Annotated in this window: 3 protein-coding genes; all 3 read left to right on the top strand. The window is 66.7% G+C overall.

Annotated elements, in window-relative coordinates:
• Positions 1-7 precede the first annotated feature (7 nt).
• From BWP39_RS29880 to BWP39_RS29870, 3 genes are read left to right on the top strand one after another with little or no spacing between them, the layout of a single operon-like run.
• Positions 8-6,991, top strand: a complete 6,984-nt coding sequence (locus BWP39_RS29880) for a type I polyketide synthase (protein ID WP_096725787.1) — start codon at positions 8-10, stop codon at positions 6,989-6,991.
• Positions 6,991-12,735, top strand: coding sequence for a beta-ketoacyl synthase N-terminal-like domain-containing protein (locus BWP39_RS29875; RefSeq protein ID WP_096725786.1), 5,745 nt, complete (start codon positions 6,991-6,993; stop codon positions 12,733-12,735). Before BWP39_RS29880 ends, BWP39_RS29875 begins: the two co-directional genes overlap by 1 nt.
• Entirely contained in the window at positions 12,732-13,772 is a 1,041-nt protein-coding gene (locus BWP39_RS29870) for a cupin-like domain-containing protein (RefSeq protein ID WP_096725785.1), read from the top strand. Before BWP39_RS29875 ends, BWP39_RS29870 begins: the two co-directional genes overlap by 4 nt.
• Positions 13,773-13,827: the final 55 nt, after the last annotated feature.

The raw sequence follows: 13,827 nt of genomic DNA, 5'->3' as shown, positions 1-13,827 counted from the left end.
TCCGCTCATGCCAAAGTCCTCCAAAGTCCAGAACCAGGTCTCCGCACCGATCGCGGTAATCGGCATGGCCACGGTACTACCGAAGGCCCGCAACCTCGGTGAGTACTGGAGTCATATTCTCGGTGGCACCGAATGCCTCGAGCCGGTGCCGCCGAGCCGCTGGCGCATCGATCAGTATCACGATGCCGATCCGTCGGCACCCGACAAAACCTATGCCGATCGCGGCGGCTTCATGCCCGATCTCGCCTTCGATCCGCTGCTGTACGGCATCCCGCCGAACAGTCTCGATGCCACCGACAGCGCGCAGCTCTACGCGATGATGGTGGCGCGCGAAGCGCTGCTCGATGCGGGCTATGCCACCGAGTCGAATGCCGCGGGCAAACCGCTGCCGGCCGCGCGTGCGGGCGTCGTGCTCGGCGTTGCCGGCACCACCGTCGAACTCGCGCTCGACATGGCCCGTCGCAGCGACATTCCGAAATGGCAGGACGCGCTCAAACAGGCCGGCGTCGCGGCGGAGCAGATCGATGCTGTCGCCACCGCGATGGGCAACTACTACCCGCAGTGGACCGAGGACACCTTCCCCGGCATGCTGGCCAATATCGTGGCCGGCCGGGTCGCCAACCGTTTCGGTCTGGGCGGCGCGAGCCATACCGTCGATGCGGCCTGCGCCAGTTCGCTGGCTGCCGTGCGACTCGCCTGCCAGGAGCTGCGCAGCGGCGCCGCCGATCTGATGATCAGCGGCGGTGTCGACACCGACAATTCGCAGCTCGCTTTCCTGAGCTTCAGCAAGACGCCTGCCCTGTCGAAAAGCGGCAAGGTCAGTGCGTTCGATGCAGAGGCCGACGGCACGCTGATCTCCGAAGGCGTCGCGATGCTGGTGCTGAAGCGCCTCGCCGATGCGCAAGCCGATGGCGATCGCATCTACGGTGTGATTCACGGCGCGGGTGCGAGCACCGACGCAGCCGGCGGCGCGATCTACGCACCGCGCAGCGAAGGTCAGTTGCGGGCCCTGCGTAACGCCTATGACGAAGCCGGTTTTCCGGCCAACAGCGTCGGCCTGATCGAAGCGCATGCAACCGGCACGACCGTCGGCGACGCAGTGGAAATCGCTTCGCTGCAGACCGTGCTCGAAGGTGCCCAGGCACCGGTCGCGCTCGGCAGCGTCAAGTCGCAGATCGGTCATACCAAGGCGGCAGCTGGCGCGGCTAGTCTCGTCAAGACGTTGCTCGCGCTGCACCACAAGGTGTTGCCGCCGACGCTCAATGTACGCAAGCCCAATACGCTGCTCGGCGACGATGGTCCGCTGTATCTGCCGAAACAGGCTCGTCCGTGGATGGGCAATCCGGATCATCCGCGTCGTGCGGGCGTGAGTGCGTTCGGCTTCGGCGGTGCCAACGTGCATCTGGCGCTCCAGGAATATGCGGCGACGGTGCCCGCCGATCCTGGCCATCGCCGTGCGTTGCCGCTGCTGTTGAGCGCCGCCACACCTGCCGCGCTCGCACAACTTTGCGAAGAAGTCGCGGCACGCTTCGAACAGGACGCGGACCATACGCAGCCCTGGCCCGAGACTGCGCCGCCCGTCGATCAACCGCGTGTGGGCATCACCGCCGTCAACGCGCATGAGGCCGCGACCCTGCTGCGTCTCGTCGCGAAGACGCTGGCCCAACGTGGTGAAGAAGCCGCGTGGAGCCTGCAGCAGACGGTCCACTATCGCCGTCGCGCGCTCGACAGCGACGCGAAAGTGGTCGCCGTATTCAGCGGACAAGGCGCGCAAACCGTTGGCATGGGCGCAAAGCTCGCCACCGATTTCCCGCAGCTCCGCACGATCTTCGACGCTTTCGATGCCGAAGCGAAAGCACGCGGCCACGCCGCGATCACCGGGCTGCTTTATCCGCCTGAAACGTTCGCTCCTGCACAAGCGCTGGCTCAACGCCAGGCGCTGACCCATACGCTGTACGCACAAGCTTCGATCGGCGCGTACAACATGGCCGTGTTCACGTTCCTGCGCGAACACGGCTTTCGACCCGACCTTGCGATCGGTCATAGCTTCGGCGAACTCTCCGCGCTGTGGGCAGCGGGCAGCCTCGACGACGAGCAATACCGCGCCATCGTCCTCGCACGTGGCGGTGCACTGACACCGCCTGCCGGACTCGCCGAAGGCGGCCTGCTGGCGCTGAATGTCGACGCCGAGCGCGTGCGCGCACTGTTGCCGCAACTGCCGGGGATCAGCCTCGCCAACCTCAACAGCCCGCGCCAGACTGTCGCCGGCGGAGACGCGCAAGCCATCGAGCAGGCATTGCCGGTGCTCAAGCAGGCCGGCATTCAGGCGGTCCGCATTCCGGTCGCAGCGGCCTTTCATACGGCCCATGTCGGTTACGCGGAAGCCGCGTGGAACGACGCGCTCGCCACGCTCGAACCGCACGCGCCGCACTGTCCGGTGCTGGCCAACGTGACCGCTGCACCCTATCCCGCCGATCCCGCCGGCATACGCGATCTGCTGCGTCGTCAGCCGTTCAACGCCGTGCGCTTTCGCGAACAGATCGAAGCGGCTTACGCCGAGGGCGGTCGTGTCTTCGTCGAGGTCGGTCCGCGCAGCATCCTGACGCGCCTCGTCGGCGAGATTCTCGAAGGTCAGCCGCACGTCGCACTGCCGACCGCACCCGATCCGGCCGGCGACGACGGTCTGCAGATCCAGTCGGCGGCCGTGCAACTGGCCGTGCTCGGATTGCCGCTGCAGCTGGAATTTCCCGCGATTCAGAAAGCAGCGCCGCGTGCGCTCGCGTTCAATATCAGCGCTTCGAACCATCGCATTGGCAAACGGCCGGCATGGCCGGAAGTTGCGCATGTTCCGGTGCCTGTGGCGGTGCAAGCGCCCATAGTGACAGTGGCACCGGCGCCGTTGCCGGTCGCTGCCACGCAGAACGTAGGACAGGACGTGCAGGCAAACGCGTGGCTCGCCGATGCGCATCGTCAGTTCCTCGACGGTCAGCTCGAGCTTGCGGTGACGCTCGCGAAGCACGCGCCGTCAGCCGCGGTACTGCAGCAGATCGAGCGTGGCCAGCAGCAAGCGATGGCATTGCATCTGCAATTCCTGCAAGGACAACAAGCCTTGTCGGCGGAGATTGGCGGCACAGCAGTCGCGTGGTCGGGCAACGTCAGCGCACCGGTCGCTGCACCGCAACTGGCGCCCATCGCGCTCGAAGCGCCGCGCGCGAACGTGTTGCCACCTGTTGTTGCTGCCCACGTTGCTGCCTCTGTAACAGCTCCTGTAGCAGCCCCGGCTCCGGTGGTCGCAAAAGCAACATCTCCGGTCGTTGCCGCTCCGATTACAGCCGCTGCCAGCCAGAGCGTAGACATCACCGCGTTGCTGTTGCGCGTCGCAGCCGAGAAGACCGGTTTCCCTGCCGAGATGCTGAACGCCAGCATGCGCCTCGAAGCGGACCTCGGTGTCGATTCGATCAAGCGCGTCGAAATTCTTGCCTCGGTACGCGATGCGTTAGGCGTCGCCGAAGATGGCAAGCTCGGTGACGAGTTACGTCAGGCAGCAACGATCGGCGACATCGCTGCGTTGCTCGGCAGCCATCAAGGGGCACCTGCAGCAGCATCGGTTACGTCAGTGACTTCGGTCGCGTCGGTCGCAGCTCAACCGGTCAGCGCCGCGAGCCACGTCGACGTTGCTGCGTTACTGCTGCGCATCGTTGCCGAAAAGACCGGCTTCCCTGCCGAAATGCTCAACACCGGCATGCGTCTCGAAGCGGACCTCGGCGTCGATTCGATCAAGCGCGTGGAAATTCTCGCTGGCGTGCGCGATGCACTGGGCGTTGCCGAAGATGGCAAGCTCGGCGACGAACTGCGCCAGGCCGCTACGATCGGTGACATTGCAGCGCTGCTGGGTAGCCAGCACAGTGCATCCGCGCCGTCGGTTGCGCCAGTCGCAGCAGCACCGGTCAGCGCCAACGCAGGCATCGACGTTACCGCGCTACTGCTGCGTACCGTTGCAGAGAAAACCGGCTTCCCCGCCGAGATGCTCAACGAGGGCATGCGTCTCGAAGCCGATCTCGGCGTCGACTCGATCAAGCGTGTGGAAATCCTCGCTGGTGTGCGCGATGCGCTTGGCGTCACCGAAGATGGCAAGCTCGCCGATGAACTGCGCCAGGCCGCCACGATCGGTGACATCGCTGCGTTGTTGCGCGGTCATATGCAAGCGCCTGCAGTAGCGACGACCGTTGCAAGCGCACCGATCGCTGCACAGACCACCGCGGCTACCCCAGCCACTCCGGCCACCGACAACATCGACGTCGGCGCCCTGCTACTACGCGTCATCGCCGAAAAGACCGGCTTCCCCGCCGAGATGCTCAACACCGGCATGCGTCTGGAAGCCGACCTCGGCGTCGACTCGATCAAGCGCGTGGAAATTCTCGCTGGCGTGCGCGATGCGCTCGGTATCGCCGACAGCGCGAGCGCCGGTGACGAACTGCGTAACGCGGGCACGATCGCCGAGATCGCCGCATTGCTGACAGGTATGACGAACGCGGTAGCAACGCCCGCCGGGTCCACAGTCAACACAGCCACAGCGCCGGCCACGACGCCCACCTACGATGCACAACGCTGGCGCTCGCTGGCCGTACGTGCCGTGCCGATCTCGCTGGGACGCACCGCGCGAATGATCGCCGACGCTGGTGTGCTGCTGATCGACGATGGCGGCCCGCTCACGCGTGAAGTCGCCACCCAGTTGCGCCAGCAGGGCCAACGCCCGATCGTCCTTGCACTCGAAGGATGGACCGACGGCGTCAGCGAACACGCCGACGTATCGTGCGAACTGGCGGGTCTCGACGATGCGCTGACCACGCTCGCCAACACCCACGGCAAGCCGCAAAGCGTGCTGCTGCTGTTGCCCGAAGGCGACGACGCAGCAAGCCGCCGACGCCTCGCCCTCGGCCTGCTGATCGTACGCGCCGTACTGCGCTGGCAGCCGCATTGCATTCTGGGCAGCGCGCGGCTCGATGGCCGGCTCGGTTTCGATGGTGGCGGCGACAGCGTCGCCGGCGGTCTGGCCGGTCTGCTGAAAACGCTGCGTCACGAGCATCCGCAAAGCGTGGCGCGCTTCGTCGATCTCGCTGGATCGCTGGCACCGGCCGACGCCGCCGAACACCTGCTGTCAGAGTGGCACGACTGCCAGCACGCTGCGGTATCCGGCAGCGATCCGCTCGCACATTACCCGGCCGAATGCGGCTGGAATGCACAGGGCCGCTGGACCCTCGCCTGCACGGAAGAAAGCGAGACCGCCGCCGAAACGCTGCCGCCGTTACAAGCCGGCGATCTGGTGCTGGTCACCGGCGGCGCACGCGGCATCACCGCGGCCTGCATCGAAGCGCTCGCGGCGCAGGTACCGGCGCATTTCGTCCTGCTCGGCCGCACGGTCCTCACTGCCAGCGACCCGGCCTGGGCCGTCGGCCACGAAGCGGGCGCAGCACTGAAAGCGAAGGCGCTGGAACACCTGCGCAGCAGCGGCAATCAGCTCACGCCGCGGATGATCGATGAAGCCTGCCGCGCAGTCCTCGCCGCACGCGAAGTGCGCGCCAACCTCGACGCGATCCGTGCGCATGGCGCGAAGGTCGACTACCTCGCGCTGGATCTCAGCGACACCGCTGCGACCCGCGCTGCGCTCGCGGGTCTTGTCGAAGCGCACGGTCCCGTGAAGATGCTGGTGCACGGCGCCGGTGTGCTGGCCGACCGTCGCATCGTCGACAAGAGCGCGCAGGACATCGAAGCCGTGTTCGCGCCGAAGCTCGACGCGCTGCTGACCTTGCTCGACGCGTTCGACGCACAACCGCCGCAACGCGTGCTGCTGTTCTCTTCCACCGCGGGCTACACCGGCAACGCGGGGCAATCGGACTACGCGATGGCCAACGATGCGCTGAGCAAGCTCGCGTTTCGCCTCGGTCGCCGCTGGCCGCAGACGCGCGCGGTCTCGCTGGCATGGGGACCGTGGGACGCGGGCATGGTCGACGAGACCTTGAAGAAGCTGTTCGCCGATCGCGGCATCGGCCTGCTGCCGCTCGCCGCGGGCACGCGGACGTTTGTCGAAGCGGCCCTGTCGAAACGCGGCGGCGGCAATCAGTATGTCGTCGGCGCCACGCTGCCCGCGCCTGGCTCGCAGGCAGGTTCGGGCGTGCGGCTCGTGCGCGCGTTTTCACCGCAGCACGATCCGCTGATCGACGAGCATCGCATCAACCGGCTCGCCGTGCTGCCGTCGGCGTGGATCGTCGAGTGGCTCGTGGAATCCGCGACGCGCTGGCAGGACCGTGCGGTCACCGCGCTCGAGGACTACCGCGTGTTCAAGGGCGTGGCCTTCGACACACCCGCACCGGTGAACCTCACGCTCGAACTCGAAGTGAGCGGACCGTACACGTTGCGCGCCACGGTCAGCGATGCCGAGGGACGTCCCCGCTTCGCCGGCAATCTGCGCTTCGACCAGTCGCTGGAAACACACCAGCGCGAGCTGCCCGTCGCAACCGGTAACGTCTGCGATCCCGCCGGCTATCTGGCTGGACCGATCCAGTACGGGCCGAGTTTCCGCGGCGTCGAGCGCGTGCTGCAGCTAGACGCACATAGCACGCTGATCGAATGCCGGATCCCCGCGCACGTGTCCGAGGGCACCACGGGCCAGGGGCTGCGACCGCTGATCTACGACATTGCCACCCACGCCTGCCTCGTCTGGCTCATGGAACAGCACCGCGCGGCCTGCCTGCCCGCCTCGACGGGCCGGTTCCGCTGGCGTGGCGACGCGCCAATGCCGCGGCACTTCTTCGTGGAGATGCGCTTGCGCAGCCTGGCCGGTTCGCAGTTCCGTTGCGACTTCGAACTGCGCGATCGCGACGGCCAGGTGTTCGCGCTGCTGGAGGATTTCGCCGCCACCGTCGTCAGTGAAGACGATCCGCTGTGGAACCGCGATCTGAACGACGACGTGATCGGTATGGAGACGGCCTGATGCTCGCGCTCGATATTCTCGGCCTGGGTTGCCTGTTGCCGGACGCCAGCAGCCTCGACACTTTCTGGGCGAATCTGCTCGCCGGCAAACGATCGATTCGCGAGGCGGGAGCCACCGACTGGGGCATCGATCCGACCCGCCTGCGCGGCACTGGCAATGACCGCACGCCCAGCATCGAACTCGCACGGCCACGCGACTACACGTTCGATCCCCACGGTTACCATCTGCCGGCCGATTTCCTCGCGGCCCAGGACCGTTGCCTGCAATGGCCGCTGGCAGCCGCCCGCGATGCGTTGCTCGATGCGGGCCTATGGCCCGCGGGCACGGAGCGCCTCGCGCGCACCGGCCTGCTGCTCGGCAGTTACGCGTGGGCGGTGGGCGCGGCCAGCGATACCTTGACCCGGCCGCTCTACGAACGGGCAATCGCTGAAGCATTCGATACCGTTGCGCCGCAGGCCCATCTGCGGCTCGCGCCTGGCCGCGCGCTGGCTGGAACGCATGCGCAGTCGGCGCGGATCGGCGGGGGGCTGGTGCGTGGCATCGCTGGGGCACTGGGTCTCGGCGGTCCGCGTTATTCGCTGGACGCCGCGTGTGCGACGTCGTTGTATGCACTGCGCCTCGCTGCCCTGCATATCGCCGCAGGCGAAGCCGACGCGATGCTGGTGGTTGCCGCCAGCGCATTCGATCCGCTGTACGCGAACCTCGGTTTCGCCGCGACCCAGGCGCTGCCCGACGGTATTCCGAGCCGGCCTTTCGATGCCCGCTCGACAGGTCTCGCGCCTGGAGAAGGCGCAGTCGCCATGCTGGTGCGCCGCGCCGAAGCCGGTACGTCCACCTACGGCGTCATCCGTGCGATCGGCCTGTCTAGCGACGGCAGCGGCAAGACCCTGACCGCGCCCAACACGCAAGGTCAGCAACTGGCCTGCGAACGCGCCTATGCGGACGCCGGTGTCGCGCCGTCCAGCGTCGGCTATGTCGAATGCCATGCGACCGGCACCCAGATGGGCGATCGCGTCGAACTGGAAACGATGAGCGCGGTGTTCGGCACGGGCCAGGCAGTCGGTTCGGTCAAATCCAATCTCGGTCACCTGCTGACCGCCGCCGGCGCGGCCGGTTTGCTGAAGACCGTCCTCGCGATGCGCGAAGGCGTGCTGCCGCCCACCGCCGGTGTCGAGCAACCGCTAAGCAGCGAGGCCGATATCGTGTGTGCGCTGCGCCCATGGCCGGATGGATTGCGTCGCGCTGCGGTGAATGCGTTCGGCTTTGGCGGGGTGAATGCGCATCTGGTAGTTGATGCGCCAGGCGCTGTGTCGGCTACGCTCAAGCACAGTGTCGAAGACACAGTCCATGGATCGACAGCCACACCGCCGCTGCTGACCGGCCTCGCTGCCACCGTCGGCGATTGCGTCGGCCTCGATGCCGTTATCGAAGCGATACAACAAGCGAAACCGCGGCTGCACGACGCGCCGCCCGCGCAGTTCGCGGGCTTGCCGTTCGCGACGCCGCGCGGTGCTTACCTCGATCGCGTTGCCATCGACGCGCTGCGCTTGCGCCTGCCGCCGAAAGACCTGGAGCGACTGCACCCGCAGCAACCGTTGATGCTCGCAGTCGGCGACGCCGCGTTGCGCGACGCCGGCATCGCCGTCGGCACCTGCACTGCGGTGATCATCGCGGCCAGCATGGACCACAGCGTGCACCGTCTGCTCGCTCGCTGGGAAAGCGGCTGGCGACTCGCCGATGCGCTCGCCGCAGCCGGACTGCCGCTCGATGACGAAGAACGCGGCAAGCTCGATCAAGCCGTGGCCGACGCGCTGCATACGCCCGCCGACGCCGCTGTCGCGCTCGGCTATATCGGCAACCTGCTCGCCAGCCGCATCGCCTCGGCCTGGGATTTCTCGGGCCCGGCCTTCACCCTCTCCGGCGACGAGACCACTGCTCTGCGCGCACTCGACCTGGGCGCCCGCATGCTGGCGGAAGGCGTCGCTGACGCCGTGCTGGTCGGTGCCATCGATCTGGGTGGCACGATCGAAAATCTGCTGGTCCGTCATGCCAATGGCGAGCCCGTTCAGAACCCGCTCGCCGAAGGGGCCTGCGCGCTGGTGCTCGAACCGGCGGCCACACACGATCAGGCGCGCGCCTACGCGCAATGGCTCGGTGCCGGTTTCGCGGACAGCCTCGCCGATGCGGGCCAGTTCGCGCGGCAACGCGCTGGCCTCGCCGATGCAACACCGGTCGGGTTGGTCGAAGTCGGTGCCGTGCCCGCCGCTGCGCTTGTCGCACCATTAGCGCAAGCCGCGTGTCCGGCACTCGCGAGCAGCGCAGCGATATTCGGCGACGGCCGTATGCTGACGCCCCTGCTTGGCGTGCTGAACGCGGCGCTCGCATTGAGTGCGCGCAGGCTGCCTGGTTGGGCCGGGCTGGATGCTGCGGCTGCTTCGAACGATGAACAGGCTGCGGGATTCGACACACCGAAGGCACTGGCTGCCTTGGGCCTTGATCAGGCATACGCACCAGCCGCATCGACTCCATGGTTTCGCCCTGCGGGCGAACTACGCCACGCCGCTGTGCTCGCTTGCGATCCCGATGGCAGTGCAGGCCACGCGCTGCTGCGGGAAGCGCCCGTCGCGCTGTCGCGCAGCGCGCCCGCAACCACGCTGCCGTTGTTGCTGACGATCACCGCGCAGACACGCGACGAACTTCTCGCGCGTCTGCGCGAGCTGATCACAGCGCCCGCAGAACTCGGCTCGCGTGCCCGGCAAACGCTGCGCAGCTACGACGCCGATGCGCCACTAGCGCTGGCGTTACTCGCCGACGATGTCGACGGCTTGCTCGAGGAGGCCCGCGCCGCGCTCACGCAATTGCCTGCGGCACAGGAATGGCAATCGCCGCGCGGCAGTCGCTTCAGCGCTGCGCCGCTCGGCGGTGAAGGCGGCGTCGCCTTCGTCTACTCGCCGTTGAATACCGCGTTCTGCGGACTCGCTCGCGGCGTCGGTGCGTTGCTGCCCGATGCGCTCGACACGCTCGACGCCCGTTACCGCGATGCCGGTGCGGCGATGGGCGCAGCGCTGCTGTATCCGCAGCGCCTGACAGCGCTCGATCCCGAAACGCGGATGAACATCGAGCAACGCCTGCTCACCGACAACCAGGCGCTGATCGGCGCGGGCGTGCTGTCGAGCTGGCTGTACACCCGCCTGCTGAAGGAGCGCATCGGCATCGAGCCCACTGCCGTGTTCGGCCATAGCCTTGGACAGCTCAGCATGCTGTTCGCCAACGATGTCTGGGAACCGGGTGATGCCTGGGCCGCCCGGCTCGATCAGTTCGGCGAGCATCTGCAACGGCTGGCCGGCGACAAGCTGGCCGTGCGCGAACACTGGCAACTCGCCGACGACGAACCGCTCGAGTGGGCCAACTACCTGCTGCTCGCACCGGCCGATGCGGTCAAGGCCGCTGCCGAGGGCGAGACGCGCGCCTATGTCAGCCTCGTCAACGCCCCCGACGAAGTCACGCTGATCGGCGAGCAGGCGGCCTGCGCAAGAGTGCTGAAAAAACTCGGCATCGGCGCGATTTCCGCACCGGACAGCCTGGTCGTGCATTGCGACCCGGCACAGGCCGAGCGCGCGGGCATCGCCACCGTATGCACGACCTCGCAGGTCGGGCCCGCTGCACCGGCGTTGCTGTTCGCCGGTGGCGCGCCGACCTCGTGGACGCCGCAAGGCATCGCCGGGCGGATCGCCGGCGACCTCGTCTCGCCACTCGATTTCGCGGCACTGACCGAGCAGGCTTATGCACGCGGCGCACGCCTGTTCGTCGAGATGGGTCCGGGCGCTAACTGCAGCCGCTGGATCGGCAAGACCTTGCACGGGCGTCCGCATGTCTCGTTCGCGATGAGCCGGCGCGATCAGGATGACGTACAGAATTTCGGCCGACTCGTTGCGTTGCTGGTCGCCCATCGGGTGCCGCTCGACATGGCCCGCGTCTGGGGTTTTGCCGACGAATCCAGTGCACCGGCGAAGCCAGCGTTGTACAAGGAACTCCGGTTCCAGCAACCGGCGCTTGCTGGCGTGCTGGTGGATAACCTGCGCCGGCTTGGTGTCGATCAGGCGTTGCAACGTGCTGCGGCGGGTGCGTCTTCGAATGTGTCTCATGAAAAATCGAAGGCGGCGATCGGGCTCGCACAGGACACGCGCACAGACATGCCACGGGAGCGTCCGATAGCGGCGCCCGTGCCTGCGTCGAATACGCGCAAGGCGGTTCCTCAATCGAACCCTGTCGTTAGTGTGCCGGCCGTTCATCAGGACACGCCGCCGCAGACCATCGAGCAGCACTCCAGCGAACTGGGCGCAGCGCTGCTGGCCATCGCCGCACGTCGTGCGCAAGCGCATGGCGCGTGGCTCGAACAGCATCGGCAGAGCCTGACCAGTCTGCTCGGCCCGGCTCCGGTGGCAGCTCCAGCGGCGCACGACGAACGCAGTGCGAAGCCCGCTGCGCCCCGTCAAGCAAAAGCCTCGCTCTACAACGAATCCGACGTCATGGAATTCGCCGAGGGCCGCATCTCGCATGTGTTCGGCCCCGCCTATGCCGCTGCCGATCTGTTGCCGCGCCGTCTGCGTCTGCCTGGTCCGCCGTTCCTCGCACTGAGCCGCGTGACCCACATGTCCGGCACGCATGGCCAGTTGCACGCCAGCCGCATCCGCACCGAGTTCGACGTGCCCGATCCGGCCTGGAATTCCGTCGACGGACAGACCTGCTATCTCGCTCTCGACGCACAAGGCGTGCTGTTCCTCGCTGGCTGGCTCGGCATGGATGCGCAGAACCAGGGTCGGCGGGTGTATCGCTGGCTCGACGCTGTGCTGACTTTCCAGGGCGACACACCGCGTGCCGGCGAATGCGTCGAATACGACATCCAGATCGTCGACTCCTTCCGCAATGGTGACTCGCTGCTGTTCAAGACCGAGTTCCAGGCCAGCACCAACGGCCGCCCGCTGCTGAAGATCGAACGCTGCACCGCCGGCTTTTTCACTTACGAAGAACTGGCGACTGGTGCGGGCATCGGCGAGCAGCATAAGGCCGTGCGCCAGCCGGCCGCGCAACCGTTCGTACCGCCACTGCAGCCGCCCACGCGCGCACTCGAAACGCAGGATCTCGTCGCGCTCGCGCACGGCGACATAGCCGGCGTGCTGTCGGCCTCGCATGCCGCCGGCGGACCGAACCCATCGCTGCGTCTGTCACCGACGATCACGCACATGATCGAGCGCATTCCGTACATCCGCAGCACGGGGGGCGTGTGCGGTCTCGGCGGCAGCATGGCCGAGTTCCGGCTCGATCCGCAGCACTGGGCGGTGCGCGCCCACTTCAAGGATGACCCGGTGTTCCCTGGCCCCTGCATGCTCGAAGGCGCGTTCCAGTTGCTGCAGGTTCATGCGCTCGCGCTGGGGCTCGGCCGCGGTTTGCGCGGCGCGCGTTTCCAGCCAGTGTGTGGACGCCCGGTGCAAGCGCGCTTTCGCGCCCAGGTGCTGCCACGCGGACAGGTGTTCGGTTATCGCGCCGACATCATCGAGATCGGGCTCGATCCCGAGCCGTACCTGATCGCCGATATCGACCTCATCGATGCGGGCCGTGTCACCGGCCGCATCGAAGGACTCGGTGTGCGCCTGGTCGGCGCAGCGGTCAACCCGGCAGTCAACCCCGCGCTCGATCACGCAGTCGATACCACCGCAGTCCGCGACCGGGGAGTCCTCGCATGAACCACAGCGCTTTTTCACCCTCCGGCAACGCAGCGGTCGCGCCAGGCGATACCCGTGAAAACAACCCATTACATCTACATAAAATCAGGAGCGAACCCATGACCGAACCGACCAGCCCGATCATCAAAGTCATCGATCTGGTTCCCGGCGAGACACGCGAGCTTCCTTCCATCGCGGCCCAGGACCTGACCCGCGAAGCCTTCTGGAACGACTACGTCTGCCGGCACCGGCCGCTCATCATCAAGCATGGGGCCGGGCACTGGCCGGCGGTCGGTAAATGGCAAGACCCGGGCTATCTGGAGTCCCTGCCCACCGACGCCAAAGTGTGGCTGAGCCGCACGTTCAATCCGCTGCAGATCATGGTCATCAAGAAGGTCGTGCAGATCAAGAAAGTGCAGGACTGCATCCGCGAGATGCGCGCAGCCCCCGCCGATCAAACCTATTCGATGACCGGTATTCCGGTGCCGAAGGAATGGCAGCAAGACCTCGGCGAGCACGCGTTCATCTCCCCCGATCGGTTCGAGAAGGCGCCGCGCACTTACAACCGTCAGCGCATGTTCATCTACCGCAATGCTTCCTCGGACTGGCACTACCACGAGACCGACGAGACCTTGACCACGCAGCTGAGCGGCAGCAAGCGTTTCTCGATGTTCCGGCTCACACCGGAGAACTGGGAGGACTGCAACAGCATCCTCGAGGCCAACCTGCACCACCTCAGTTGCGCGAAGCAACTGTTCCCGCCGCGCCTGTCGCTGGTCAAGTACGAAGCCATCCTCAACCCCGGCGACGTGGCCTACATCCCGCCGTTCTGGTGGCACGGCGTCGACCCGGAGGACTCGGTGGTCGGCGTGACGCTCGCGAACTGCTTCCGTACGCCGTGGGAGCGTTTTGGCGACTGGCGCGACCCGATCACGCGCGGCATGACCTCGAACAAACCGAAGCCGGGGTATCGCGCATCGCCGATACAGAAAAGCGTGATTGCCTTCACGTCGCTGATGCGTCGTCTGAAGGGCACGCCCTGGTATGAAGAAGTCTGATTGCTCCGGCGACGCGTGCGCGGCGCACGCCCGTCGAACCTCGCAACATCGTCTA

The sequence above is a fragment of the Paraburkholderia acidicola genome (assembly GCF_002362315.1).
Taxonomy (GTDB): Bacteria; Pseudomonadota; Gammaproteobacteria; order Burkholderiales; family Burkholderiaceae; genus Paraburkholderia; species Paraburkholderia acidicola.
This window is presented reverse-complemented; position numbering and strand designations above follow the sequence as displayed.

What these genes read in the sequence shown, in the direction of transcription:
- BWP39_RS29880 (WP_096725787.1), top strand. Translation starts at nt 8, where the DNA reads ATGCCAAAGTCCTCCAAAGTCCAGAACCAGGTCTCCGCACCGATCGCG.
- BWP39_RS29875 (WP_096725786.1), top strand. Translation starts at nt 6,991, where the DNA reads ATGCTCGCGCTCGATATTCTCGGCCTGGGTTGCCTGTTGCCGGACGCC.
- BWP39_RS29870 (WP_096725785.1), top strand. Translation starts at nt 12,732, where the DNA reads ATGAACCACAGCGCTTTTTCACCCTCCGGCAACGCAGCGGTCGCGCCA.